Annotated in this window: 21 protein-coding genes, 1 tRNA gene and 3 pseudogenes; 9 read left to right on the plus strand and 16 right to left on the minus strand. The window is 71.3% G+C overall.

Annotated elements, in window-relative coordinates:
- Positions 1-130: 130 nt before the first annotated feature.
- The 6 genes and pseudogenes from ACZ5SK_RS09080 to ACZ5SK_RS09105 all read right to left on the minus strand — a co-directional run bounded on the left by ACZ5SK_RS09080 (position 131) and on the right by ACZ5SK_RS09105 (position 5,974).
- The gene (locus ACZ5SK_RS09080) at positions 131-1,786 is read right to left on the minus strand and encodes a long-chain fatty acid--CoA ligase (RefSeq protein WP_443041340.1); all 1,656 of its coding nucleotides are present in this window, start codon (positions 1,784-1,786) and stop codon (positions 131-133) included.
- Between the two features lie 230 nt (positions 1,787-2,016).
- Positions 2,017-2,565 carry a SigE family RNA polymerase sigma factor gene (locus ACZ5SK_RS09085; RefSeq protein WP_319676513.1) on the minus strand — a complete coding sequence of 183 codons (549 nt, stop codon included), beginning with the start codon at positions 2,563-2,565 and terminating at the stop codon, positions 2,017-2,019.
- A 243-nt stretch (positions 2,566-2,808) separates the two neighbouring features.
- Positions 2,809-3,978 (minus strand): lipid-transfer protein, encoded by a 1,170-nt coding sequence (locus tag ACZ5SK_RS09090; RefSeq protein ID WP_334578605.1) that lies wholly within the window; start codon positions 3,976-3,978, stop codon positions 2,809-2,811.
- A 143-nt stretch (positions 3,979-4,121) separates the two neighbouring features.
- Positions 4,122-4,502, minus strand: a pseudogene (locus tag ACZ5SK_RS09095) (MaoC family dehydratase); the annotation flags it as partial.
- Positions 4,499-5,410: a bifunctional MaoC family dehydratase N-terminal/OB-fold nucleic acid binding domain-containing protein gene (locus ACZ5SK_RS09100; RefSeq protein WP_334578607.1), complete on the minus strand. Its 912-nt coding sequence runs from the start codon at positions 5,408-5,410 to the stop codon at positions 4,499-4,501. The gene ACZ5SK_RS09100 and the pseudogene ACZ5SK_RS09095, both read right to left, overlap by 4 nt.
- Before the next feature lie 249 nt (positions 5,411-5,659).
- Positions 5,660-5,974 (minus strand): hypothetical protein, encoded by a 315-nt coding sequence (locus ACZ5SK_RS09105; RefSeq protein WP_334578608.1) that lies wholly within the window; start codon positions 5,972-5,974, stop codon positions 5,660-5,662.
- 338 nt (positions 5,975-6,312) lie between these two features.
- On the opposite strand from ACZ5SK_RS09105, the gene ACZ5SK_RS09110 reads away from it, so the two are divergent.
- Positions 6,313-7,275: a bifunctional DNA primase/polymerase gene (locus tag ACZ5SK_RS09110; protein ID WP_334578609.1), complete on the plus strand. Its 963-nt coding sequence runs from the start codon at positions 6,313-6,315 to the stop codon at positions 7,273-7,275.
- Here ACZ5SK_RS09110 and ACZ5SK_RS09115 read toward each other — a convergent pair.
- The 7 genes and pseudogenes from ACZ5SK_RS09115 to ACZ5SK_RS09145 form a co-directional block, all read right to left on the minus strand.
- Complete coding sequence (locus ACZ5SK_RS09115) at positions 7,272-7,949, minus strand: hypothetical protein (RefSeq protein WP_468418963.1); 678 nt, start codon at positions 7,947-7,949, stop codon at positions 7,272-7,274. The genes ACZ5SK_RS09110 and ACZ5SK_RS09115 overlap by 4 nt on opposite strands.
- 309 nt (positions 7,950-8,258) lie before the next feature.
- Positions 8,259-8,345 (minus strand) — tRNA-Ser (locus tag ACZ5SK_RS09120).
- Positions 8,346-8,947: 602 nt separating this feature from the next.
- On the minus strand, positions 8,948-9,316 hold the full coding sequence (locus ACZ5SK_RS09125) for a hypothetical protein (RefSeq protein ID WP_334578611.1): 369 nt from the start codon (positions 9,314-9,316) through the stop codon (positions 8,948-8,950).
- Between the two features lie 10 nt (positions 9,317-9,326).
- A pseudogene (locus ACZ5SK_RS09130) lies at positions 9,327-9,404 on the minus strand (YajQ family cyclic di-GMP-binding protein); the annotation flags it as partial.
- A 96-nt stretch (positions 9,405-9,500) separates the two neighbouring features.
- Positions 9,501-9,914 (minus strand): VOC family protein, encoded by a 414-nt coding sequence (locus ACZ5SK_RS09135; RefSeq protein WP_334578612.1) that lies wholly within the window; start codon positions 9,912-9,914, stop codon positions 9,501-9,503.
- 138 nt (positions 9,915-10,052) lie between these two features.
- Positions 10,053-10,244 (minus strand): annotated as a pseudogene (locus tag ACZ5SK_RS09140) (GNAT family N-acetyltransferase); the annotation flags it as partial.
- Positions 10,245-10,445: 201 nt separating this feature from the next.
- Complete coding sequence (locus ACZ5SK_RS09145; RefSeq protein WP_468575646.1) at positions 10,446-11,993, minus strand: S1C family serine protease; 1,548 nt, start codon at positions 11,991-11,993, stop codon at positions 10,446-10,448.
- Between the two features lie 283 nt (positions 11,994-12,276).
- Here ACZ5SK_RS09145 and ACZ5SK_RS09150 point away from each other — a divergent pair, with 283 nt between their 5' ends.
- From ACZ5SK_RS09150 to ACZ5SK_RS09160, 3 genes are all read left to right on the plus strand, one after another.
- Complete coding sequence (locus tag ACZ5SK_RS09150) at positions 12,277-13,113, plus strand: glycerophosphodiester phosphodiesterase (RefSeq protein WP_079661245.1); 837 nt, start codon at positions 12,277-12,279, stop codon at positions 13,111-13,113.
- A 258-nt stretch (positions 13,114-13,371) separates the two neighbouring features.
- On the plus strand, positions 13,372-14,010 hold the full coding sequence (locus ACZ5SK_RS09155; protein ID WP_334578614.1) for an ATP-binding protein: 639 nt from the start codon (positions 13,372-13,374) through the stop codon (positions 14,008-14,010).
- 150 nt (positions 14,011-14,160) lie between these two features.
- Positions 14,161-15,126 carry a DUF5926 family protein gene (locus tag ACZ5SK_RS09160; protein WP_334578615.1) on the plus strand — a complete coding sequence of 322 codons (966 nt, stop codon included), beginning with the start codon at positions 14,161-14,163 and terminating at the stop codon, positions 15,124-15,126.
- 277 nt (positions 15,127-15,403) lie between these two features.
- On the opposite strand, the gene ACZ5SK_RS09165 is transcribed toward ACZ5SK_RS09160, so the two are convergent.
- On the minus strand, positions 15,404-15,997 hold the full coding sequence (locus ACZ5SK_RS09165) for a hypothetical protein (protein WP_361709715.1): 594 nt from the start codon (positions 15,995-15,997) through the stop codon (positions 15,404-15,406).
- A 56-nt stretch (positions 15,998-16,053) separates the two neighbouring features.
- Complete coding sequence (locus ACZ5SK_RS09170; protein WP_334578617.1) at positions 16,054-16,719, minus strand: bifunctional DNA primase/polymerase; 666 nt, start codon at positions 16,717-16,719, stop codon at positions 16,054-16,056.
- A gap of 524 nt (positions 16,720-17,243) precedes the next feature.
- Between ACZ5SK_RS09170 and ACZ5SK_RS09175 the strand changes: the two genes are divergently transcribed.
- From ACZ5SK_RS09175 to ACZ5SK_RS09190, 4 genes are all read left to right on the plus strand, one after another.
- Entirely contained in the window at positions 17,244-18,779 is a 1,536-nt protein-coding gene (locus tag ACZ5SK_RS09175) for a PP2C family protein-serine/threonine phosphatase (protein ID WP_457495826.1), read from the plus strand.
- Between the two features lie 161 nt (positions 18,780-18,940).
- A complete protein-coding gene (locus tag ACZ5SK_RS09180; protein WP_334578618.1) occupies positions 18,941-20,434 on the plus strand; it encodes an aminopeptidase P family protein in 1,494 nt (497 codons plus the stop codon).
- A 104-nt stretch (positions 20,435-20,538) separates the two neighbouring features.
- Positions 20,539-21,879, plus strand: coding sequence for a MocR-like pyridoxine biosynthesis transcription factor PdxR (gene pdxR, locus ACZ5SK_RS09185; protein ID WP_468575651.1), 1,341 nt, complete (start codon positions 20,539-20,541; stop codon positions 21,877-21,879).
- Between the two features lie 115 nt (positions 21,880-21,994).
- Positions 21,995-23,227: an MFS transporter gene (locus ACZ5SK_RS09190; RefSeq protein ID WP_334578620.1), complete on the plus strand. Its 1,233-nt coding sequence runs from the start codon at positions 21,995-21,997 to the stop codon at positions 23,225-23,227.
- A 75-nt stretch (positions 23,228-23,302) separates the two neighbouring features.
- Here ACZ5SK_RS09190 and ACZ5SK_RS09195 read toward each other — a convergent pair whose 3' ends face one another.
- The gene (locus tag ACZ5SK_RS09195; RefSeq protein WP_334578621.1) at positions 23,303-23,758 is read right to left on the minus strand and encodes an ATP-binding protein; all 456 of its coding nucleotides are present in this window, start codon (positions 23,756-23,758) and stop codon (positions 23,303-23,305) included.
- A gap of 243 nt (positions 23,759-24,001) precedes the next feature.
- On the opposite strand from ACZ5SK_RS09195, the gene ACZ5SK_RS09200 reads away from it, so the two are divergent.
- Positions 24,002-24,883, plus strand: a complete 882-nt coding sequence (locus tag ACZ5SK_RS09200) for a hypothetical protein (protein ID WP_361709705.1) — start codon at positions 24,002-24,004, stop codon at positions 24,881-24,883.
- The last annotated feature ends 25 nt before the right edge of the window (positions 24,884-24,908 follow it).

The following is a 24,908-nucleotide window of genomic DNA, read 5'->3' on the forward strand; positions in this document are numbered from 1 at the left end:
ACGGGTCAGAGGCCCGGCCCGAGGCCCGGGTCAGAGGCCCGGCCCGAGGCCCGGGTCAGAGGCCCGGCCCGAGGCCCGGGTCAGAGGCCCGGCCCGAGGCCCGGGTCAGAGGCCCGGCCCGGGGCCCGGGTCAGAGCTGGGTGATGGTCAGTTCGCCCGCCGCGTACTGCCTGCGCAGCACCTTCTTGTCGAACTTGCCCACACTCGTCTTCGGGACCGCCTCGATGATCGTCCAGCGCTCCGGGAGCTGCCACTTGGCGATCTTCCCCTCCTCGGCGAGGAAGGCGCGCAGGGTCTCGAAGTCGGCGGTGGCTCCCTGCTTCAGGACGACCGTGGCCAGCGGGCGTTCGCCCCACTTCGCGTCCGGGACGGCGACGACGGCGGCCTCGGCGACGTCGGGGTGGGACATCAGCGCGTTCTCCAGATCCACCGACGAGATCCACTCGCCGCCGGACTTGATGACGTCCTTGGCGCGGTCGGTGAGGGTGAGGAAGCCGTCGGGGGAGATGGTGCCGACGTCGCCCGTCTTCAGCCAGCCGTCCTCGCTGAACTTGTCGGCGGGGCGCAGGGGTTCAGCGTCGGGCCCGTTGTAGTAGGCGCCCGCGATCCACGTGCCGCGCACTTCCAACTCGCCCGCGGACTCGCCGTCCCAGGGCAGACGCTCGCCGCCGGGACCGGTGAGGCGGGCCTCGACGCCGGCCGGGAAACGCCCCTGGGTGAGGCGGTAGCCGAACTCCTCGTCGGTGCCGACCGCGTAGGCCGGCGGGCGGGCGATCGTGCCGAGGGGGGACGTCTCCGTCATGCCCCAGGCGTGGCAGACCCGCATGCCGAGCTCGTCGAAGGCGGACATGAGGGAGGGCGGACAGGCCGAGCCGCCGATGGTGACCTGCGTGAGGGTGGAGACGTCCCGCGGCTTCGCGGTGAGCTCGGCCAGCAGGCCCTGCCAGATGGTGGGGACGGCGGCCGCGTGGGTCGGCTTCTCGCTCTCGATCATCTCGGCGAGCGGCGCGGGCTGCAGGAAGCGGTCCGGCATCAGCATGTTCACGCCGGTCATGAAGGTGGCGTGCGGCAGTCCCCAGGCGTTGACGTGGAACTGCGGGACGACGATGAGCGAGGTGTCCCGGTCGGTCAGGCCCATCGACTCGGCCATGTTGACCTGCATGGAGTGCAGGTAGATCGAGCGGTGGCTGTAGACGACGCCCTTGGGGTCACCCGTGGTGCCGGAGGTGTAGCACATGGCGGCGGCCTGGCGTTCGTCCAGCTCCGGCCAGTCGAACGTCGTCGGCTTGTCCGCGATCAGCTCCTCGTACTCGTGCACGCGCGCGTGGACGCCGTCGAGGAGGGAGCGGTCACCGGGACCGGACACGACGACGTGCTCGACCGTGGGCAGCTTCGGCAGCAGCGGCGCGAGCAGCGGGAGCAGGGAGCCGTTGACTATGACGACCTTGTCGGCGGCGTGGTTGACGATCCACACCAGCTGCTCGGCCGGAAGACGCAGGTTCAGGGTGTGCAGCACCGCGCCCATGGAGGGGATCGCGAAGTACGCCTCGACGTGCTCGGCGTTGTTCCACATCAGGGTGGCCACCCGGTCGTCGCCGTGGACGCCGAGGTCGTCGCGCAGGGCGTTCGCCAGCTGCACCGCGCGCGTGCCCGCCTCGGCGAAGCTGCGCCGCTGTGGTTCGCCCTCACCGGTCCACGTGGTGATCCGGGACCGGCCGTGCACCAGCACACCGTGCTCGAGGATGCGGGTGACGGTCAGCGGTACGTCCTGCATGGTGCTCAGCACGGCGTCCTCCCAGGGCGGCGACATTGCCTACGCGGTGGTAACGGTTGTGCTGATTCTGCTCACATACCGCTCGGTATGTCACTAGGAAGCGGTGAACGATCGGGTCACGCCGTCAGGCCAAAACCCCACGTCGCCCCATGTATGCCCCATGCATTCCCCCGGTGTCACGCCCCGCGTCACGCCCCACGCCACCCCGCGTCACGCCCCGCGTCACACCCCACGCCGCGCCGCTATCGGACAAGCACCAGCTCAGGGTCCTCGCGCAGCTTGCCGAGCGCCCGCGACACCGCCGACTTCACCGTGCCCACCGAGACGCCGAGCACCTCCGCCGTCTGGGCCTCGCTGAGGTCCTCGTAATACCTGAGGACGACCATCGCGCGCTGCCGCGCGGGCAGCTTCGTGATCGCCCGCCACATGGCGTCGTGCAGCGCCTGCTGCTCGGCCGGGTCGTCCCCGCCGGGAGCCGGTTCCGGTTCCGGCAGCTCGTCGCACACGTACTCGTCGACCTTGCGCTTGCGCCACTGCGACGTACGGGTGTTCAGCAGGGCCCGGCGGACGTAGCCGTCGAGCGCCCGATGGTCCTCGATCCGCTCCCACGCGACGTACGTCTTGGTGAGCGCGGTCTGCAGCAGGTCCTCCGCGTCGCTCGGGTTCGCGGTCAGCGACCGTGCGGTGCGCAGCAGCACCGGCTGACGGGCCCTGACGTACGACGCGAAGGACGGGTACGGAGCAGGCCGCGTCATGCCGTTCGAAGCGCTGGTGCAGACGGGTGTGGTCATGTCTCCACGCTAGGTTCGACTGCCGCTCGGGCGGATCGGCCGCAGGTCCCGAAGGGAAGTCCGTCTCAGGTTGTAGGGGTGGTGCCTGCCCCACCTCCTGAAGGTGGACGAACAGGCGTCGACTACTACGGGATGACCCCTGGGGTGACCCCCGACGGGCCCGGACCGGACTCGGGCTCGCAGCCCGGTCCGGGCCCGTGCCCGCCCGTCCAGTCCGGGTGCCCGCCCGTCCAGTCCGGGTGCTCACCCGTCCGAGGTCAGGACCAGGCCCGAGGTCGGCACGCCGGTCCCCGCCGTCACCAGGGTCCGGCTCGCGTCGGGTATCTGGTTCACGGACGTGCCGCGCAGCTGTCGTACGGCCTCCGCGATGCCGTTCATCCCGTGGAGGTACGCCTCGCCGAGCTGGCCGCCGTGCGTGTTCAGCGGCAGCCGGTCCGCCGCCACGAAGGCCGCGGCCTCGCCGGGCGCGCAGAAGCCGAACTCCTCCAGCTGCATCAGCACGAACGGCGTGAAGTGGTCGTACAGGATCCCGACGTCGATGTCGGCCGGCGCCAGCCCGGAGCTCCGCCACAGCTGGCGGGCGACCACGGACATCTCCGCCAGGCCCGTCAGATCGTCGCGGTAGAAGCTGGTCATCTGCTCCTGGGCCCGCCCGGCGCCCTGGGCCGCCGCGGCGACCACGGCGGGCGGATGCGGCAGGTCGCGGGCCCGTTCCACCGAGGTGACGACCAGCGCCTGGCCGCCGTCCGTCTCCTGACAGCAGTCCAGCAGCCTGAGCGGTTCGGCTATCCAGCGGGAGGCCGCATGGTCGGCGAGGGTGATCGGACGGCCGTGGAAGTACGCCGCGGGGTTCGCCGCCGCGTGGCGACGGGCCGTGACCGCGACCGGCCCGAAGGCCTCCTCAGGGGTCAGCCCGTAGGTGTACAGGTACCGCTGCGCCGCCATCGCCACCCAGGACGCGGGCGTGAGCAGCCCGAACGGCAGCGTCCAGCCGAGCGCCGTCCCCTCCGCCGAGGGCTCGCGATGCCGTACGCCCGAGCCGAAACGGCGCCCGGAGCGCTCGTTGAAGGCGCGGTAGCAGACGACGACCTCGGCGACGCCCGTCGCGACGGCGAGCGCCGCCTGCTGGACGGTCGCGCAGGCCGCCCCGCCCCCGTAGTGGACCCGGGAGAAGAACGACAGCTCGCCCATCCCACAGGCCTGCGCCACGGTGATCTCGGGGCTCGTGTCCATCGTGAACGTGACCAGACCGTCCACGTCGGCGGGCGCGAGCCCCGCGTCGGCGAGCGCGGCCCGGACCGACTCCACCGCCAGCCGCAGCTCGCTGCGCCCCGAGTCCTTGGAGAACTCCGTGGCCCCGACACCGACGATCGCCGCCCGCCCGCCCAGGGCGTCCCGCGTCCTGACACTCATCGCCCGGCCCCTTCCGGCCCTACAAGCCCATCAGGCGCTTCAGACGTTTCAGACGCTTCAGGCCCATCAGGCCCATCAGGCCCTTCCGGGATGGTGACCGTCACGGTTCCGATGCCGCTCGTCGGGTCCGTCGCGCGCCACCCCGGGATCGTGGCCGTCACGGTCCCGCTGACGTGCCGGCCGATGCCGTTGTCGCCGGTGATCCGTACGACGATCAGGTCCGGGTCGCGTAAGTCCTCGACCGTGCCCCGCAACACCATCGTGTCCCCGGGGTAGTTGGGCGCCCCGAGCCGGATGGCGACCTTGTGCAGGACCGTGCCGGGGCCGAAGAGGTCGGTGATGTAGCGGCCGACCAGGCCGTTGGTGGTGAGGATGTTCATGAAGACGTCCGGGGAGCCCTTGGCGCGGGCCGCCTCGGGGTCGTGGTGGACGTCCTGGTAGTCGCGCGAGGCGAGCGCGCCGGCGACGATCAGGGTGCGGGTGACCTCGATCTCCAGCGGCGGCAGTTCGTCCCCGGGTTTCACGCGGCCACCTCCCGCGCGCGGAAGACGGGCAGCACCAGTTCGTCGTCGTAGGCCCGGAACTCCAGCTCCACCGGCATCCCGATGCGCACCTTGTCGTACGGCACGTCGACCACGTCACTGATGATCCGGACGCCCTCGGCCAGCTCGATGAGCCCGATCGCGAAGGGCGGGGAGAAGGCCGGGAAGGGCGGGTGATGCATCACGACGTACGAGTAGACCGTGCCCTCGCCGCCCGCTTGGACGGTGTCCCACCGCACCGCGCCACAGGCGTTGCAGCCGGGGAGCCACGGGAAGCGGAGGGTGTCGCAGGCGGTGCAGCGCTGGATGAGGAGGCGGTGCTGCCGGACTCCCTCCCAGAAACCGGCGTTGTCACGGTTGACGACGGGGCGGGGGCGCAGCTCCTGGGGTTGTGCGCGCTGCTCTCGTGCGGCCGGGGCGTACTTCAGGATGCGGAAACGGTGGGTGCCGACAAGGGTCTCACCGACGCGGACGTCCGTTCGAGTCGTGACGAAGTACCCGGTGCCCAGCTTGGTCGTCTTGCGCGGCGAGACCGACTCGATCACCGTGTCGAACGCGACCTCGTCCCCCGGTCGCAGCGGGCGCAGGTACTCCTGCTCGCAGTCGGTCGCGACGACCGAGGTGCAGCCCGCCTCGTCGAGGAGGGAGAGCAGTTCGTCGTAGGCCTGCGCGCGCCCCTGGTGACCGCTCAGGCCGCCCATGATCCACGCCTGGAGCATGGTGGGCGGGGCGATCGCGCGAGGTCCGGTGTACGCCGGGTTGAGGTCGCCCATCGCCTCGCACCAGTGCCGGATCATAGGTACGTTGACAGGGTCCCGGCCGGTGCCGGCGACCGCGGCGGGGCGGCCCACGTGGGCTTTCAGCCGTGGGTACAGCGGGTCCTCGTCCACCGGTGCACTCCCTTCAGGTCCCTTGCCGGAGCAGGTTTCTGACTGTCCGTCAGATATGACGGCCTGTCAATAAAGGCTTCAGCGACGTTCGGAAACGCGTCTGCGCGGCGGCGCCGAAGCACCGCCGCGCAGACGTACTGCACCCCACGTACTGCACCCCACGTACTACGAGCTACGAGCTACGACCCGCGAACCCCACCCCCGAACGACCTCCCCGCAGGACCGGCGCGCGGCGCCGACCCCCTCGGATCACCACCACAGCGGGGCGAAGGACACCGCCACGTTGCTGTTGCCCTGATTGACGGCCGTGAACGCGGACCCGTTGACCTGCGCGGTATTGCTCTGATTCGAGGCGCCCGATCCGACGGCGTTCTGCTGTGTGGTGGACGAGTTGCCCTTGTTGTCATGCCCGACGCCGCTGCCGACGATGCTCGCGACACCCGCGTTCGATCCGTCGTCCGCGAAGCCGCCGTTGTCCGCCGTCGCGACGCCGGTGAAGAGGGCGGCTGCCAGCGGGAGGGCGGAGACGGCGGCGATGACGCGGGCGGTACGGATGCTTGCCATGTTGTTCCTCCAGAGCGCGAAGTATGGGTTCCACCAGGCCGGTTGGCCGACCGTCCCGGCGTTTGTGACGACGTCGCGAGACCAGAGTTGCCCACCGAATCCCCGGCGAACCACCCCGGAAGCCTCGATTAGCACTCAAGCGTGATGACAAGTCGATAAACCCCTAGCACCACTTTTCCTGCCCGTGCCCCCATAATCCCCGGCAACTCAGACACCAGCCCCTCAGGCCCCACAAGGGACGAACCGTTCCGGCATTTTTCCCGCCCGATCGACCGCCCCCGGGCGCGTCACCGCCTACCCCTCTTTCCTTTTTCGAACATTCGTACGAACATGGATTCATGGCCACCACCGACCGGTACCCCCGGCAGGCCACCACGCTGGCCCTCGCCCACGCCTTGTCGGCCGCAGAACGCGGCCTGGCCGTCATCCCCCTGTCCCGAACCAAACTCCCGGCCCTGCGCTCCCCCCACCGCAACACCCCGGAACCGACGGAACGGGCGGGACCCGCGGGACCCCCAGGACCGACGGGACCCACAGGACCGACGGGGCCGCCCTGCCGCGGCGAGTGCGGCCGCTTCGGCCACGGCGTGTACGACGCCTCCGCCGACCCCGCCCGCATCCGCGAGATGTTCGCCGCCACGCCCTGGGCCACCGGCTACGGCATCGCCTGCGGCCTGCCCCCGCACCACCTCATCGGCGTGGACCTGGACATCAAGTCGGACACGGACTCCACCGCCGCCCTGCGCGAGCTCGCCCTGCGGCACCTCTTCACGATCCCGCCCACGATCGTCGTCCTCACCCCGTCCGGGGGCCGCCACCTCTGGCTCACCGGCCCGCCGGACGTCGTCGTCCCCAACTCGGCCGGCCGCCTCGCCCCCGGCATCGACATCCGGGGCGCCGGCGGCTACCTGGTCGGCCCCGGCTCCCGCACCGCCCACGGCGCCTACGCCACGGCCCCCGGCACCGCCCACCTCACCCCGGCACCGTGCCCCCGCTCACTCCTGCGCCTCCTCCTCCCGCCGCCCCGCACACCCCACCGCGGACCGGCGGGTGCGGACTCGACGGCGGGCGGCGCACACGGCCGCGGCCTGGTCCAGTTCGTCCTGGCCGCCCACGAGGGCCAGCGCAACACCCGCCTGTTCTGGGCGGCCTGCCGGGCCTACGAGGACGGGATCGGCCCGGAGCTGTCCGAGGACCTCGTCGACGCGGCCGTACGAACCGGCCTGACGCCACGAGAGGCACGGGCGACGGTCGCCTCGGCGGCCCGCATGACTTGGAACACCACGCCTGGAGCCACCTAGGGCGCGAAGACCTGCTCCAGCCGGTGGATGGCCCCGTCGTCGCCGGTCTCGTACCGGAACACGAGACCGGAGTCGGGGTGCGCGTCGATCCAGTCGATCAGCTCCTGCACGCCGATGCGCTGGTTCCCGGCGCCGGCGGTGATGGGGTTGGTGGCGGTGACATACGCGGCCTGGTCCAGGGCCCACCGACTCTCCTCCCCGGTGACGACGAACGGCGCACCGTCCGTGTCCTTCCCGGGGCACCCCCAGGCCCCGTGCTGGATGACGAGGTTCACCTTGCCGGTACTCCCGTCCAGCTCCTCGACCCGGTAGACGGCGAACTCGTCGGGGTCGACGTCGTCGGGGCTGGGGGTCGCGTCGGAGCAACCACCGGCAGGCGAGGCGGCGACGGCCGCCCCGGAGACGACGGACCCAGCGCGCGCGGCGGGAGCGGCGGAAGCAGCGGGCGCAGCGGGAGCGGCGGGCGCGGCGGCGGCCGGTGAAGCGGCAGCGGGGGTGGCACCGGAGTGGGCGTCTGCGGCGCCCCCGGCCGCCGGACCGGACGACGACCCCGCAACCGCGGCACCCGCCTTCGCCCCGCCGCCGGCCCCACTCCCCTGACACCCGACGAGCACAGTGCTCAACGTGACGGCGGCCAGCACACCGACGACGGATCTCAGCCGGTTGACCTTCATTGGGACGTCCCCCCTGTTCACAGGCGGCCACTCGACCGGCCGCTCCCGAGGCGGGACGGTAACAACGCCCCTGGTCACAGGGCAGCACAGCAAGCCCTTACGTCACACAGCCGGGACAAAGCCGTCACGGAGCCCGGACGGGCGAGACGGAAGAAGCGGTCAACGAGAGCACGGTGCTGCCCAGCAGCGCGACACGTCCCCTGAGCCACTGCCCACGGCAACGGACGACTGGCGGGACTCGTAGTCGCCGAACAGTCGTGCATGAAAACGGCCCCCGACCGATTCACCCGGTCAGGGGCCGTTCACCTGCGGTGGGTGTGGGATTTGAACCCACGGTGACATCGCTGCCACGACGGTTTTCAAGACCGTTCCCTTAGGCCGCTCGGGCAACCCACCTGTGCCCCTGCCCACCTGGGACGGAGCGGGTACAGCGTACCGGGCGCGGCCGGTTCACGGGGGGCATGGTCCACACGGGGTCCACTGGCCGCTGCCACCCGCCCCTGGCGGTGTCCACCCCCGCTCATCCTCCATGGGGGGGGATGCGAGTGCCGCCGCAGCTTACCCAACACGCTTTCAACTGGGGTGGTAGGGCGGCGGGCCGCGTGCGGGGCCATTCACCTGGGTTCATGGACGGCTGGTCGTCGACGTCGGGACGGCTTCGGGTTCCGCCTCAACGGTCGTGAACGGCGCTGCATGAGACGGAAACCGAGACGGAGCCCGGTGAGCAAGAGGGGTACCTCGACCTGGCTGACCTCGGCCGACAGCCGGCGTTCACTTGGATCAGTCCGGGAGGTGGCGCTGTCGGGCTCCATTGGGACGAGGGACAAGTGACTCTGTCCGGCGCCCATGCCCCTGATGTTGACAGGACTGCCCTGGCCGACCTCACCGCAGAACTGGCGGCGAATCTTGTCGGTGATGACGGCGAGCAGTACACGGGGACTTGGGGCGGGCCGACGTAGATCACTGAGCTTGGGAAGCTGCGGTCACTTGAGGCCGGTTCAGGCGCTGACCTGGGTGAACTGTGGGCGAGCAGCCTTGTCGGGCTCGGCTGCTTTCACCGTGGTTCCCCGCTGTTCCCCGTTTGTTCTGGTGCGCCATGGTGCACGGGTTCGTCCCCGTCCGGTCTGCTCGGTTCGGTCCTCCTCGCCGGGCGGGCGCACCTGAGCGGGGAACACCTCGTCAACAGCTCGGCGCAGTGTTTCGCGGACCACCGCCGGGTCACCGAGTTCGGCGGCCTGGAACGCGCCGTCGTGCAGCAGGACGCGTACGCGTGCGGCGTGCTCGGGGTCCGGGTGGCCCAGGTCGGCAGAGAGATCACGGAGCACCTCGAACAGCCACGTGCGCTGGTCGTCGATGACCGCGCGCACCGGGTGAGTGCAGTGCCTTGAGTGAGATCCCGCGCTTGGTCAGTTTGGACCGGAAGACGTCGAGGGCGGCGTTCACCCGGTCCTGCGTCCGGCGTCGTTCCGGCAGAGGTCGCACGCAGGGCAGGCCACGGCATCGCAGTCCTGTTCCGCTTCCTCCCCGGCATGGTCCAAGCTGCGAAACGACCTACTGGTCGCGCTTGGGCCAGCTGAGGCCCTGATCGGTCCAGATGACACCCTTGTTGCGGCAGAGGCAGAAGGGGTGGCCGATGGGGTCGGCGTAGACGCGGAAACCGTAGCCGTCGGGGCCGATGCAGTCCCGCTGCAGGGTCGCGCCGAGGGCCAGGACGCGGCGCTGTTCAGCCTCGATGTCGTCGACTTCGAAGTCGAGGTGGAACTGCTTGGGGTGCTCGCTGTCGGGCCACTGCGGGGCGCGGTAGTCCTCCACCTGGATGAAGGCCAGTTCGATCTCGCCGAACTGGATACCGGCCCAGTTCTCGTTGCTGTCCTCCTTGACCGGGAGCCCCGTCACCTCGGAGTAGAAGGCTGCCAGCTTCATCGTGTCCGGGCAGTCGATGATGAAGTCGGTTAGTCGTAGCATTCCGCGATCTTTCCACAAGATCAAATGAGCCGGACTGTGAGACAAGTCCTGGCTCAGCCAGACGGCGTCACCGAGGAACGCACACCGAACCACTGCTCGGTGCCCCACCGTCGGCGAACCAGCCGAGCACCGCCGCGCACGCCTCGGCGGCGTACCCGCGTCCCCCTCATCCTCATCACGCGGTCGAGGGCCACCGAGGTAGGTATGCACCTCCGGTGAGGCGAGCAGCTCGATGAACGCCGCGCGATCCCGGGCCTCGGACTCGCGGAGCACGAGCCGTTCGGTCCTGATCGGGGCAGGTGGCCAGGCGACGGGTCCTGACTCAGCCATGGCGGGCGAGCTATCCCACGCCCATGAGAGTGATCCGAAAGGGAATGGCTGGGCCAGGCCGCTGACCAGCAAGTTCCCGGGTCACGTCCACCCATAGACAGGCCCCATACAGAAGGGGTGCCCCTCAGTGAGAGGCACCCCTTCTGACCAGTACGTCTATGAACTGCCGAGTAGGCGAGATCCGGGCATGGGCCCCTACGGTCAGCTGTCGCCCTTGCGGGAGGCGAGGGTGAGGTCGACGGTGTGGGACTTGCCGCCGCGCTCGTAGGTGATCGTGACCTTGTCGCCGGGCTTGTGGGTCCAGATCTCGCCGATGAGGGTGGGGCCGCTGTCGATCACCATGTCGTCGAGCTTGGTGATGACGTCGCCGGGCTTGAGGCCGGCCTGGTCCGCCGGGCCGCCCGACTCGATGGCGGGGGCGTTGTTCGCACCCTTGTCGGTGATCGTCGCGCCGCCCGTGGACTCCTGAAGGGAGACGGACGCGCCGATCTTGGCGTACACAGGCTGGCCCGTCTTGATCAGCTGCTGGGCGACGTACTTGGCCTGGTTGATCGGGATGGCGAAGCCGAGGCCGATCGAGCCGGACTGGGTGGTGCCGCCCAGGCCTCCGCCGCCGGTGGACTGGATCGCGGAGTTGATGCCGATGACGTTGCCCGAGGCGTCCAGCAGCGGGCCGCCGGAGTTGCCCGGGTTGATCGAGGCGTCCGTCTGCAGGGCGCTCATGTAGGACGAGGTGCTGTTGGTGCCGTCGGAGGACGCCACCGGGCGGTTCTTCGCGCTGATGATGCCCGTCGTGACCGTGTTGGACAGGCCGAAGGGGGCGCCGATGGCGATCGTCGAGTCGCCGACCGCCACCTTGTCGGAGTCGCCGAGGGCGAGGGGCTTCAGGTCCGACGGAGCGTTCTTGAGCTTGATGACGGCGACGTCGTAGCCCTGGGCGTGTCCGACGACCTCGGCGTTGTACTTCTTGCCGTCGGGGAAGGTCGCCGTCACCTTGCCGCCGTCGACCGCGTCCGCGACGACGTGGTTGTTGGTGACGATGTGACCCTGGGTGTCGAAGACGAAGCCGGTGCCGGTGCCGCCCTCGCCGTTGCTGGACTCGGCCTCGATGGTGACCGTGCTGGGCAGCGCCCTGGCGGCGACCCCGGCGACCGTGCTCGGGTCCCGCTTGACGTCACCGCCGCTGGTGGAGGCGGAGACGGTGGTCGAGCCACTGCTGTCGTCGTTCTTGGCGAGCGTGTAACCGAGGCCGCCGCCCAGGCCGCCCGCGACCAGCGCGGCGACCAGGATCGCGGCGACGAGTCCGCCGCGGCCACGGTTCGGCTTGGGTGCGGGCTGCTGGTAGGCGGCGCCCCAGCCGGTCCCGTCCGCCCCACCGGCGCCACCTGCTCCGGGCTCTCCGGCGCCGGCGGTGCCGTACGCGTGCGTGCCCGCGCCGGGGTCGGCGTACAGCGGTGTGGCCGGAGGCGGCGTCGGCCAGTCGTCGCCGGGGGTGGCCGGGGGCCCCTGCGGGGCCGGGGAGGGCGCCTGTGCGGCGGTCGGCGGCGGCCAGTCGCCGTCGGCCGGGGCCGGTGCTCCCTGGGGCGCGGTGGGCGGCGGCCAGCCGGCCTCGGGCGGGCCCGCCGGGGTGGCCGGGGCGGCTTCCGGCGCCTGCGGGGAGGCCGCGGGAGATTCCACCGGCACGGGGGGTGCGGACGGGGCTGGGGGTACCTGGGTGCCCTCGTTCTTGCCCTCGTTCTCGGTGCTCACAGCTCTTCTCCTCGATCCACGGCTGTTGTCGTCGGTCGCACTGGGTCACGCTCGTCGGCGCTCGTCGCGCTTCGTCGCACGCATTGTCGTCGACCCGGCGCGCTGAAGCTGTGCATGTGCTTTTGTACGTCTCAGCATTTCCCACGGGCCGTCAGAGCACCATAAGCGGTGGCTGTGGGTCCATGGCCATTCTTTATAAGGGTCATTACGTACAATAAGTGCGCATCCTCGAAACATCTCAGAGGGTTCTCAGACGGCGGCGCGCCGGTGGCACGATGACGCGGTGACTCACGCACGGCAGCACCATATTCAAGTCGTCGCTCACCGCGGCGCCTCCGAGGAGGCCCCCGAGCACACCCTGGCCGCGTACAAGAAGGCGATCGAGGACGGTGCGGACGCCCTCGAGTGCGATGTACGGCTGACCGCCGACGGCCATCTCGTCTGTGTACACGACCGTCGCGTCAACCGTACGTCCAACGGCCGCGGCGCGGTCTCCGCCCTGGAACTCGCCGATCTCGCGGCGCTGGACTTCGGCTCCTGGAAGACGCGGGAGGCGCGCGAGGCCTGGCACGCGCGCGTGGAGGATCCCGACTGGGAGGTGCGGCCCGAGGACCGCGAGGAGACGTCGGTGCTGACACTGGAGCGGCTGCTGGAGCTCGTCTCCGACGCGGGGCGCCGGGTGGAACTCGCCGTCGAGACCAAGCACCCGACACGCTGGGCCGGACAGGTGGAGGAGCGGCTGCTGGTGCTGCTGAAGCGGTTCGGTCTGGACGCGCCGGCCTCGGCGGCCGAGTCCCCGGTGCGGATCATGAGCTTCTCGGCGCGTTCGCTGCATCGCGTGCGAGCCGCCGCGCCGACGATGCCGACGGTCTACCTGATGCAGTTCGTCTCGCCACGGCTGCGCGACGGGCGGCTGCCTGCGGGCGTGGAGATCGCCGGTCCGTCGATCCGGATCGTGCGCAATCACCCGGCGTACATCGAGCGTCTGAAGCGGGCCGGTCACCGGGTGCACGTGTGGACGGTGAACGAACCCGAGGACGTCGATCTCTGTGTCGAGCTGGGCGTCGACGCCATCATCACCAACCGCCCGCGCGCGGTGCTGCGACGGCTGGGCCGCTGATCCCGCCCACCCCTCGACTTCACAAGAATCTCGACTTCACAGAAGCCCCAAGATCGTCCCAGTGGCATCAGAAGTACTAATCAGCATCAACAGCACCAGAAGTCCCAACAACACCTCAAGTCCCATCCGCACCTCTTGACCTCACAGCGCGCCTACAGCATCCTCCTTTCTCGGCCATATCATCCAAATCAAGCCACTCCTGACAGGCCCCTCACAGGGAGTGCACCGGCGCGTTCGGTCCGTGTCCGACCATTTCGAATGCGTCACGGGACCCGCATTGGCCGGTTTCCGGTACAGGCCAATGGGGCATCCACACCGTGGCGTGGGGCGAAGGAGGTCTCGGGGGTGGCGTTGGTGGTGGCACAGGAGGTGCCCGCGTCGTCGAGCATGGCCGTACCCCATGGTCCTGCGGGCGTGGGGAACGCGAGACACCGTATGCGCGATCAGTTGCGCAGCGGCGGGGTGTCGGAATCGGTCATCGACGACGCCGTACTGATCCTTTCCGAACTTTTGAGCAACGCGTGCAAGCACGGCAGGCCATTGGGCGATGCCCTGGCCGGGGACGGCGACGTCCGGGCCGCGTGGCGTGTCGATCAGGGTGGCCGGCTGGTGGTCGAGGTGACCGACGGCGGCGGCCCGACCCGTCCGGCCCCGGCGACACCCTCCGTCACCGCGCACGGCGGCCGCGGGCTCAACATCATCACGGCCCTGGCCGACGACTGGGGCGTCCGGGACGACGCGCGCGGCGAGGTCACGGTGTGGGTAGTCGTCCACGCCGACGTGTACGACCCCGACGCCGGCTGTCGTCGTGACGACTTCGCGTCCCGGGTCGCCGCCCCGTCGGTGGCGTCGATGCCCGACCTGGAGTTCGCGGACGCGTTCGACGAGCTGGACTAGATGTACTGCCCAGCCAGGTTGCGGCCCGCTGGTTGTCCACAGGCTCCGGGCCGTCCCCGAACACCGGGTTGTCCACAGGTCCCGGTGACGGAGCGTACGAGCGGCTAGGCTCCCGCCCGTACAGACGAGCCGTACCCGGGAGACAGCCAGATGGCCAAGAAGCGACCCCAGACGAAGGCCGGACGGCCGCAGCTCACCGACGGCGAGGTCCCGGTCGTCGGCGCGCGGGAGCCCTGCCCGTGCGGCAGTGGCCGCCGCTACAAGGCCTGTCACGGCCGGGCCGCCGCGCATGCCGTGACCGAGTTGGTGCAGCGTCCCTTCGAGGGCCTGCCGGGCGAGGGCGACTGGGTGGCGCTGCGCGAACTGGTGCCGGCCGCCACGGTCGAGCTGACCCTGAAGGCCGGACTGCCCGAGGGCGTCCCGTCGGTCGTGCTGGCCACGGTGCTTCCGATGGCCTGGCCCGCGCTGCGCCGCGACGACGGCTCGGTGCTGCTCGGCCTGCAGAACGACACGCCGTCGGGCGACATCAGCCGCGACCTGGCGGACACTTTGCAGCGGGCCCTGGAGGCGGACCCCGGCACGCCGGTGCAGGCGCGCCGTGCCCCGGCCGACGGTCCGCGGATGCAGGATCTACTCGATCCCGAAGGCGCGTTCGAGCCAGTTGTCCACAGCGGCTTCGAGTTCTGGGTGCCGGACCCGCAGAACGCCGCGCCGGAGGTGGCCGCCTCCCTGGAGCGGGCCAACGCCGCCGCGATCCCGACGGTGAAGCTGACCGGTGTGGACGCCGCGTACTGGTGCGAGACCCCGGACAAGAACCATCTGCGCTGGGTCATGCCGCACCCGGAGGAACAACTTCTGGACGCCCTCGCGCGGCTGCACGCGGCGGGTCGTTCGAGCCTCGGCGAGGGCACGCGTCTGGTGGGTTCCTTCCGGGCGCACGGCCTGACGGTCCCGGTCTGGGACCTGCCGAGCGCGATCACCGCGGACGACGTGGAGAAGCCGGCCGCAGAGTTCGCCGAGCGCCTCGCCACCGCGCTGGCCTCGGACGCTCCGCTCACGGCCGACGAGCGGCGCGCGCGTGGCGGCCTGACCAACCGGCAGGTCACGCTCAGCTGACGCACAGGGAGCGAACCCGGCCGCACTGACCGACCGGTCAGCCGGTCGGGTGTCGGCGGCCGTCGTGACTGGGCTCACAACTACCGTACGGGCAAGGCGAGTCGACGCCAGAAGAGTCGATTCGCCGATGTCCGGAAAGCCGATGAAATCAAGAGATCGAATTTGCGTAACGCCGATCTCTTGTTACCGTTCGAGTAGCCCGGTTGCTGGTGCATCCCCCGTCGCCAGCAACCGGGTTTTTCTGTGCGCGACTCCGTTTACACGGTGCCAGCGCACGTCAACTGCCCGTGTCCGCACGGGAGTTGCTCCCGGAGCGCAGCAGCAGCGGTCCGTCGACGGTCGCTCCGGCAAACTCCGCGACCGCCGTGTAGGCCGCCAGTTCCCCCCGGCTCCGCTCGTGCGGCGTCTCGCAGGATTCCGGCTCGTCCTCGGCGGCCATCGCACAGGTAGTCCGCACCGTGCGCCCCGCGGGCCCCATGAGGCTCAGGAAGGCGTCCAGGGCGCGTCCGGTGGCGTTGCGGTAGTAGGTGCGCGCCCAGGTGTCCTCGCCCTGGGACAGCACACAGGTCTGCGCCTCCACACCGTCGGGGGAGGTGAGTTCGGGGCCGCAGCGGGCGGCGGTGGCCAGGCCCAGGCCGAGCAGCAGCGGAGGCCGGGAGGGTTTGCCGGGAGGCGCCTTGGGGTCCGTACGGGCGGCGGATCGCGCGTCCTCCCCATCCCCCGCGTCGGCCGGCCGGGTGTCGGCCGCGGGGGAACCGGCCGGCTGAGCCGCGCGCCCTTCGTCGCCGACCGGCCCCGCGGACGCCATGGCCAGGGGCAGGGCGATCGCGCCTGCCACGGCGCCCCCGAGGGCGAGGAGACGAAGGTTCATGTAGCGGAAGATAGAGGGCGAACCGGGGCGTCCCGCCCGGCGCGCGCCCGACACCCCTACAACTCGGGTGCGCTCACACCCGTACGAGTGAGGGCGTCGACGACGGCGTCCACCACGGCCTCGACGTCGGGCACCCAGGGCGAGGCCGAGCCGGGCAGCGGCGCGCGCTCCCACCAGATGTCGCCGCGGCCGGTCTCGGACGGGGGCAGGGGGATGTAGCCGCCCTCGCCGTGGAAGCGGAGGGAGCCGGGCACGAAGTCCTTGGCGTAGAGCAGTTCACCCAGCTGCTCCATCGTGTAGGGCCGTACGAGGAGGAACCAGCGGGTGGGCGAGGCGACGACCGGCCCGAGGCGCATGCCCTGCCGGTCGAGCGCCACGAGCGCGCGCGAGGCCGCGAGGGCGGGGAGGCTGACCGCACAGGGGGCCGTGTCCCCGGTGGCCAGGACGATCGGTGCGGCGGGCCGGTTGGTCCACCACCAGCGCACCATGCGCTCGTCGGTGGTGGCCGCGAGCAGGCCGGGGTCGAAGGGGTGAGCACCGGGGACCGTGCACTCCGGGTCGGGGCAGCTGCAGCGGGACGTGCTCCGCTGATCCGCCGCCGCCCCCGGGAGGACGGGCCACTGCCATTCCGTCGCGAAGGTCAGGGCCGAGTCGATCAACTCGGGCCGCCCGTCGCTTCGCTGGGACAGGAGCCTGCGTCGCTTTCCGAGGATCTCGCGCATGAGCGCTCGTTCCTTTCCGTTGCACCGCTGGCAACACCGTGGGTCACATCACACCATGCGTCGATCACTTCACTGTGCGTACCTGTTGGCGCATCACACCCCTGTCCGAGACAGGGGGAACCCCTCAGGGTCGAGCGGTGGCTGCTTCCGCGGCCACTCCGTCCGACTTGCGTCCATCTAATGCCTGGGCGTGGCGTGGGGTGGCGAAGTCTGGCGTTTAACGTCGCGCGTATTTCTCTCCGCCTCCGCCACGGGAGGATGGGGCACGGTCGTCGATGACTATGACGCCCGGACCGGTCACCAGGTTCCGGGAGGCTCCCCATGAGCTCCCAACGACCCCTGGCCCTTACCGAGTACGTACCCATCACGACCGCTGTGACGCTCCGTGGAACAAGGCCAGTCGACCGCAAACACCCGTTACCCGAGTCAGTTTTAAGCCAACTTCGCAATTTCGCAAGGGAGCCGGAAGAACCGTGCGTGATTCTCCCAAAGAGCCCACGGACACCAGTAATCCCAGCAGGACAATGCTGGACATCCCCTCACGAGTGCGTGTACATGTGGAGACACCGCTAGCGGCGCAGAATGACATGGGGGTTTGCGATGCTTTTGAGCAATACGCTCCGGTCCGAGAGCCGGACGCCATGAACGCCCCTCACCCTCCGAAAGTGGCTGGAATCGATTCAACGGTTCCCTCGCCCGCACACACTGTCGCGCCCGCGCCAGTCACCCCGGGGTCCCCGACGGTCCCCTCGGCCGCCCCCGTCCCCCCCGGCTCCCCCGTGCCGGCCGCCCTCCTGACCGACCGGCTCGCCGGCTGGGTCTCGGACCTCACGACCCTCCATGAGCTCACCGAACGCCTCGTCCGCACGGACACGCTGTCCGCGGCCCTGACGGAGTTGCTGCACGCCGGAGCCGCCCTGGTGGGCGCCCGGCGCGGGCTCGTCGTCCTGGAGCCCGCCGACCGGCTCGGACCGGACACCACCATCGGCCTGGGCCTCGGCCGCGCCGACCTCGGCCACATCGAGACCGTCCCGCGCAGCGCCCTGTCGTTCGGGCGGATCCTCGACGGGCTGCCCGGCGGCGAGGGCGAGATCGCCGAACCCGACCTGTTCGCCGAGGCCGGCCTGGACCCCCGCCACCGCGAGGTGGCCGCCCGCCTCGGCTACGCCGCCAGCTATGCGCTGCCCCTGGAGGCGGAGGGCGCGCCGGGCCGCCTCGGCGCGGCCGTATGGCTCTACGACGAGCCCGCCGAACCCGGCGAGCGCCAGCGCCACCTGGTCGGCCTGTACGTCCGCCACGCCGCCGAGCACCTGGCCCGGCTGCTGGAGGTCGAGCGCACGCGCGCGTGCATGAAGACGATGACCGAGGAGCTGCTGCCCTCCCGCCTGCCGCGGGTGCCCGGCGTCCAGCTCGCCGCCCGGCACCGCACCGGCCCGCGCGGGGGCGGCGACTGGTACGACGCGCTGCCGCTGCCGGACGCCGCACTGGGCCTCGCCGTGGGGTCCGTCACCGGGTCCGGGCCGAGCGCCGTCGCCGCGATGGGGCGGCTGCGCGCCTCCCTGCGGGCGTACGCCGTGATGGAGGGCGAGGATCCGGTCGCGGTCCTGTCCGACCTGGAGCTGCTGCTGCGGCTGACCGAGCCGGCCCGTTCCGCCACCGCCCTGTTCGCCTACTGCGAACCCGCCCTGCGCAAGATCACCCTGGCCGGCGCCGGGCACTGCCCGCCGCTGCTGGTCGGCGAGCGGCGCACGGAGTTCGCCGAGACCTCCGTCTCCGCACCGCTGGGCATGCTGGCCTGCTGGGAGGCGCCGAGCGTGGAACTGGAGGCCGACTCCGGCGAGACGGTGCTGCTCTACACCGACGGCCTGCTGCACCGCACCGGCGACCCCGTCGACCGCGCCTTCGCCCGGCTGCACGCGGCCGCCGCCGGGGTGCCCAAGCCGCTGCGCCACGACCCCGGCGCGATCGCCGACCACGTGCTGCGCACGGTCCTGCCGGACGGACTCGCCGAGCAGGACAGCGACGAGGACGTGGTCCTGCTGGCGGCCCGTTTCGAGTAGGCGCCGGTGACAGCGTGCAACGTGCCGGTGGCAGCGGGCAAGAGGCTCGGTGACAGGTCCGGTAACAAGTCCGGTAACAAGTCCGGTAACAGGTCCTTCCCCCCTGGGCCCCCTTACGTACGACCGTACGATGGAGGGGGTCCAGTGCCGTATCTAGGAGGATGACCGTGGCGGAGGAGCTCACCCCGGCAGTATCCGATTCTGCTGCTGACGCAGCGGGCCCGGAAGTTGAGTCTGAGGAGCCCATCAAGCAGCGGAAGAACGGCCTGTACCCGGGCGTGTCCGACGAGCTGGCCGAGAGCATGAAGTCCGGCTGGGCCGACACGGAGCTGCACGACCTGCAGCCGATCGCCCAGGCCGCCGAGACCGCCGCCCGCCGCGCCGCGCTCTCCGCGCGCTTCCCGGGCGAGCGCCTGGTGATCCCCGCGGGCAACCTGAAGACCCGCTCGAACGACACGGAGTACGCCTTCAGGGCCTCCGTCGAGTACGCGTACCTCACCGGCAACCAGACCGAGGACGGCGTGCTCGTCCTGGAGCCGGTCGCCGACGGCCACCGGGCCACGATCTACCTTCTGCCGCGCTCCGACCGGGAGAACGGCGAGTTCTGGCTGTCCGGCCAGGGCGAACTGTGGGTCGGCCGCCGGCACTCGCTCACCGAGGCGGAGCAGCTGCACGGCATCCCCGCCTCCGACGTGCGCGAGCTGGCCGACACGTTGCGCGAGGCCACCGGTCCGGTGCGGGTCGTACGCGGGTACGACGCCGGGATCGAGGCGGCCCTGACCGACAAGGTCACCGCCGAGCGCGACGAGGAGCTGCGCGTCTTCCTCTCCGAGGCCCGCCTGGTCAAGGACGACTTCGAGATCGGCGAACTGCAGAAGGCCGTCGACTCGACGGTCCGCGGCTTCGAGGACGTGGTCAAGGTCCTCGACAAGGCGGAGGCGACCTCCGAGCGCTACATCGAGGGCACGTTCTTCCTCCGCGCGCGCGTGGAGGGCAACGACGTCGGCTACGGCACCATCGCCGCCGCCGGACCGCACGCCTGCACACTGCACTGGGTGCGCAACGACGGCCCGGTCCGCTCCGGCGACCTGCTGCTGCTGGACGCGGGCGTCGAGACGCACACGTACTACACGGCGGACGTCACGCGGACGCTGCCCGTCAACGGGCGCTTCACCGAGATCCAGAAGAAGATCTACGACGCGGTGTACGACGCCCAGGAGGCCGGTATCGAGGCCGTCCGGCCGGGCGGCAAGTACCGCGACTTCCATGACGCTGCGCAGCGCGTGCTGGCCGAGCGGCTCGTCGAGTGGGGACTGGTCGAGGGCCCCGTCGAGCGGGTCCTGGAGCTCGGCCTGCAGCGCCGCTGGACGCTGCACGGCACCGGTCACATGCTCGGCATGGACGTCCACGACTGCGCCGCCGCGCGCGTGGAGTCGTACGTCGACGGCACGCTGGAGCCCGGCATGGTGCTGACGGTCGAGCCGGGGCTGTACTTCCAGGCCGACGACCTGACGGTGCCGCAGGAGTACCGGGGAATCGGCGTCCGCATCGAGGACGACATCCTCGTCACGGAGGACGGCAACCGGAACCTCAGCGGTGCGCTGCCTCGGCAGTCGGACGAGGTCGAAAGGTGGATGGCCGCGCTGAAGGGCTGACGTCGGATCGATGGCCGGGTACCCGAGGGGTGCCCGGCCACATTGCGGTCCAGCGGAGCGGTCCACGGGCGGTCTACGGGCGGTCTACGGGTCGGGGGGCTGGTGTGGACCTGTATGTGGAAGCGGATCCCGGCGAAGGGCGGCGGGCCGGGCTTGAGCGGGCCCTGCGCGACGCCGTGCGGGACGGGCGGCTGTCGCCCGGGACGCGGCTGCCCGCGACGCGCCGGCTCGCGGGCGAGCTCGGAATCTCACGGAACACGGTCAAGGCGGCCTACGACCAGCTCGTCGCCGAGGGCTACCTCACCGCACGCCAGGGGTCCGGCACACAGGTCGCGCCGCTGCCCCCCGTCACCGCCGAACCGCCGGAGGCCGCCGCACGCGCGCGTGCGCCGCGTTTCGACCTGCGGCCCGGCAGCCCGGACGTCGGGGCGTTCCCGGCCGCGGCCTGGCTGCGCGCGCTGCGCCGCGCCATCGCGACGGCGCCCTCACTGGCGTACGACTACGGCGACCCGCGAGGCCGTATCGAGCTGCGCACCGCGCTGTCGGGGTACCTGGGGCGGGCCCGGGGTGTCATCGCGCCGCCGGAGCGGATCGTGATCACCTCCGGGTACGTGCAGGGCCTGGCGCTCCTCACCCGCGTGCTGGACGGCGCCCGGGTCGCGATGGAGGACCCTGGGCTGCCCTTCCACCGCGAGGTCGTACGGCGGGGCGGCGGGCGCGTGACGCCGGCGCCGGTCGACGAGCGGGGGGTGCGGGTCGGGGAACTGGGCGACGTGGCGGCCGTGGTCGTGACGCCGGCCCACCAGTACCCGACCGGCGTGACGCTGCATCCCGGGCGGCGGCGGGCGCTGACGGAGTGGGCACGCGCGCGTGGCGCACTGATCGTCGAGGACGACTACGACGGCGAGTTCCGCTACGACCGCCAACCCGTCGGCGCGCTCCAGGGCATGGCGCCGGGGCAGGTCGTCTATCTGGGCACCGCCTCCAAGACCCTCGGGCCGGCGCTGCGGCTGGGCTGGATGGTGCTGCCGCCGCACCTGGTCGACGCGGTCGCGGACGCCAAGCTGCACAGCGACCACCACACCGAGACCATCGGCCAGCTCGCCCTCGCCGAACTGATCGACAGTCACGCCTACGACCGCCACGTGCGCGCGTGCCGGCTGCGCTATCGGCGGCGCCGCGACCTGCTGCTCGACCGGCTCGGTGCGCGCCGGGGCGTACGCGGGATCGCGGCTGGGCTGCACGCGCTGGTGGAGGTCGGCGACGAGGCGGAGGTGCTGGCGCGCGCGGCCGCGACGGGCCTGGCCGTGGGCCGACTCGGCGAGCACTGGCACGAGCCGTCCGGCGACCACCTCCAGGGCCTCGTGATCGGGTACGGCACGCCCCGGGAGCGGGTGTATCCGCAGGCGTTGGAGGCGCTGGCGAGGGTGCTGGACGGCAGCTGACGGGTGCACCGGCCGGGCTGATCGGGCTCATTGGGCTCATTGGGCTCATTGGGCCAGTCATATGGTGGGTGATTGGCGCTGTTGAGGGGTCCACTGCGCTTCTAACGTCGTCCGTATGACGAACAGTACGAAGAGTTCCCCGCAACGCCTGCTCGCCCTGGCCCAGTTGAGCAACTCGGTCGGGGACGGCGCGTACTACACGACATCGGCCCTCTACTTCACCCAGGTGATCGGACTCGCCCCCGCGCGCGTGGGGCTCGGGCTGACCGTCGGTTGGGCGGTCGGTTCGCTCGCGGGGGTGCCGCTGGGGCGACTGGCCGACCGGCGCGGGGCGCGCGGTACGGCGGTGCTGCTGGCGCTGGCGACGGGGCTCGCGGTGGCGTCGTTCACCCTGGTGCGCGGTTTCGTGCCGTTCGTCCTCGTGGCATGCGGATACGCGGCCGCGCAGTCGGGGCTCGCGGCGGCGCGGCAGGCGCTGCTGGCCGGCCTGGTGCCCGCCGGGGAGCGGACGCGGCTCCTGGCACGCCTCCAGGCGACGCTGAACGCGGGTCTGGCGGTGGGCGCCGGGCTCGGCGGACTCGCACTGCACGCGGGAACGCGGGCGGCGTATCTGGGCGTGTTCGCAGTCGACGCGGTGAGCTTCCTGGTGTGCGCGCTGCTGCTCGTCGGACTGCCCCGGCTCGTGTCCGGCGCAGGGCGCCCGCGCGGGAACGGCCTTGGGGTGCTGCGAGACCGGCCGTACGCGCTGGTGGCGCTCCTCAACACGGTCCTGCTGCTGCGGCTGCCCCTGCTCAGCCTCGTACTGCCGCTGTGGATCACCGAGCGGACCGCGGCGCCCGCCTGGCTGGTCTCCGCCCTGTTCGTGCTCAACACCGCCGCGGTGACGGCGTTCCAGGTACGGGCGGCACGCGGCGTGAGCGGACTGGCGAGCGCCACGCGCGCGGTGCGGCGCTCGGGTTGGGTGATGTGCGCCGCGTGCGCGGTGTTCGCACTGTCGGCGGGCGCCTCACCGTGGACGGCGGCGGGCGCACTGGTGCTGGGGGCGGTGCTTCAAGTGGCGGCGGAGATGGCCCAGTCGGCGGGCTCCTGGCAGCTCTCCTTCGACCTCGCCCCGGCCGACCGGGTCGGGGAGTACCAAGGTCTGTTCGGCACCGGCGTCACCGTGGCCCGCACCCTCGGCCCACTGGCCCTGACCTGGCTGCTCATCGAATGGGGCACACCCGGCTGGCTGCTCCTGGGCGCGGCCATGATCGCGGCATCGCACGCAATGGGCCCAGCGGCCCGAAGGGCCGCGACAAGCCGGGAGCGACAGCAGACGCCGGAGACCCGGCTGATACCGGCGAGTTGACGGCAGCGGGCGTGCGGGCGCGACCGTGCCGCCGGTCACCGCGAGGGCGCGACGCAAAGCTGAAGTGACCGGCGCTCAGACGGCGATGAGGGGCGCGTCCTTGCGCCACTTGAGGATCTTGTCGAAGCTCACCACCGCGCCGCTGAGCCCCGGCTTGTTGCCGATGTGGACGTGGTCGGCGAGTTCCTGGATGAGGTAGAGGCCGCGGCCCTGCTCGGCGTCGGTGCTGGTACGGACCGGGGCGGGGGCCGGGCTCCCGCCCGTGAACCCCGGGCCCGAGTCGGCGACCTCGATGCGGCACTTCTCGCCGTCGAGGTACGCGGTGACGCGGTACGCCTCCGAACAGCCGCCGTGCGCGGTGTCCCCACCGTGCTCGACGGCGTTGGCGCAGGCTTCGCTCAGGGCGACGGACAGGTCGTAGCTGACGTCGGGATCGACGCCTGCCGTCTCCATGGTGCCGATCAGCAGGCGGCGGGCGAGCGGAACGCTCGCGGCTTCGCGCCGGAGATGGAGTGACCACCAGATGCTCATGCTCCAGCCTCCTGGCTGCGGCTCGACATACCGATACGTATTGCCGCCCAACGCCGTATGTAAGCGCGATTTCCGCGTGATGCCGCCCATATGGGGGATGCACGCAAACCAGTAATCGGTGTATGTGGGACCCAACAGCACCAGTCACACCAGTCGGAACCAGAAGGTGATCTTCCATATCGTAGGGAACCTTGTGGACCTGCCGTATGGGCGCGGTAAGGCCAGTGCGATGATGAGCCCGCCATGACTGCCCCCCACGGTGAGCGCTCCGGACGCGATCTACGGCTGCTGCGGGCCGCGGTGTTCGCCGCGGTCTGCGTCGTGCTGTCCGCGGCCGGGCACACCATGGCCTCCTGCGCCACGGTTGCGCCGTGGACGCTGGGCGCGGGATTCCTGGGCGCCCTCGCGGTCGTGCTGCCGCTCGCCGGACGCACGCGCTCGCTGCCCGGCATCGCGGCGCTCCTCGCGCTCGGACAGACCGTGCTGCACACCCTCTTCGGCCTCGGTCAGCACACCGCCACCGCCGCCACGACCGCCACCGCTACCGCCGGCTCCGGCGCGCTGTCCGCGTCCGACGCCACGCTCGTCGAACGCGCGGCACGGCTGGTGTGCGGGGCGTCGGCCGCGGCGATCAGCCCCGCCCAGGCACAGAAGCTGCTCGTCGACGCGCGGCTCTACCGTCCCCAGGGCGCCGTCAGCGGCGCCGGGACGGACATGAGCGGGATGCGCGGCATGAGCGGGATGGGCTCCGCGCACCATCCGGCGGACGCCCTGTCCACCGCCGGGTCGTCGATGTCCCTGCTGCCGTCCGTGCCCATGCTGCTCGGCCACCTCCTGGCGGCCGTCGCCGCCGGATGGCTGCTGCGGCGCGGCGACACGGCCCTGCTGCGACTGCTCGCGCTGTCGGCGCACGGCGTCGCCGAGGGAGCGCTCGTACGGTCCCTGCGCGGGGCGCTGGCGCTGGTGCGCGCCCTGCTCGCGGGGTTGCCCGGCCTGCCCGGCGCAAGGCCGCGCGTCCCGCACACCGCCCTGCTCGCGCCGTCCGCGCCCCGCACCGTCGCGCTCCAGCACTCGGTGATCAGACGAGGACCGCCGGCCGTATCCGTTCTCGTCCTCGCTGCCTGACGCGACACGACCAGCACTCCACCAC

The organism is Streptomyces sp. NPDC031474 (genome assembly GCF_055581185.1).

Excerpts from the sequence above, each read along its gene's own strand:
- ACZ5SK_RS09115 (WP_468418963.1), bottom strand. The coding sequence starts at position 7,949 with ATGAAGGTCAACCGGCTGAGATCCGTCGTCGGTGTGCTGGCCGCCGTC.
- ACZ5SK_RS09105 (WP_334578608.1), bottom strand. The coding sequence starts at position 5,974 with ATGGCAAGCATCCGTACCGCCCGCGTCATCGCCGCCGTCTCCGCCCTC.
- ACZ5SK_RS09165 (WP_361709715.1), bottom strand. The coding sequence starts at position 15,997 with ATGAACCTTCGTCTCCTCGCCCTCGGGGGCGCCGTGGCAGGCGCGATC.
- ACZ5SK_RS09085 (WP_319676513.1), bottom strand. The coding sequence starts at position 2,565 with ATGACCACACCCGTCTGCACCAGCGCTTCGAACGGCATGACGCGGCCT.
- ACZ5SK_RS09090 (WP_334578605.1), bottom strand. The coding sequence starts at position 3,978 with ATGAGTGTCAGGACGCGGGACGCCCTGGGCGGGCGGGCGGCGATCGTC.
- ACZ5SK_RS09110 (WP_334578609.1), top strand. The coding sequence starts at position 6,313 with ATGGCCACCACCGACCGGTACCCCCGGCAGGCCACCACGCTGGCCCTC.
- ACZ5SK_RS09160 (WP_334578615.1), top strand. The coding sequence starts at position 14,161 with ATGGCCAAGAAGCGACCCCAGACGAAGGCCGGACGGCCGCAGCTCACC.
- ACZ5SK_RS09135 (WP_334578612.1), bottom strand. The coding sequence starts at position 9,914 with ATGCTACGACTAACCGACTTCATCATCGACTGCCCGGACACGATGAAG.
- ACZ5SK_RS09180 (WP_334578618.1), top strand. The coding sequence starts at position 18,941 with ATGACCGTGGCGGAGGAGCTCACCCCGGCAGTATCCGATTCTGCTGCT.
- ACZ5SK_RS09195 (WP_334578621.1), bottom strand. The coding sequence starts at position 23,758 with ATGAGCATCTGGTGGTCACTCCATCTCCGGCGCGAAGCCGCGAGCGTT.
- ACZ5SK_RS09190 (WP_334578620.1), top strand. The coding sequence starts at position 21,995 with ATGACGAACAGTACGAAGAGTTCCCCGCAACGCCTGCTCGCCCTGGCC.
- ACZ5SK_RS09170 (WP_334578617.1), bottom strand. The coding sequence starts at position 16,719 with ATGCGCGAGATCCTCGGAAAGCGACGCAGGCTCCTGTCCCAGCGAAGC.
- ACZ5SK_RS09155 (WP_334578614.1), top strand. The coding sequence starts at position 13,372 with ATGCGTCACGGGACCCGCATTGGCCGGTTTCCGGTACAGGCCAATGGG.
- ACZ5SK_RS09175 (WP_457495826.1), top strand. The coding sequence starts at position 17,244 with ATGCTGGACATCCCCTCACGAGTGCGTGTACATGTGGAGACACCGCTA.
- ACZ5SK_RS09200 (WP_361709705.1), top strand. The coding sequence starts at position 24,002 with ATGACTGCCCCCCACGGTGAGCGCTCCGGACGCGATCTACGGCTGCTG.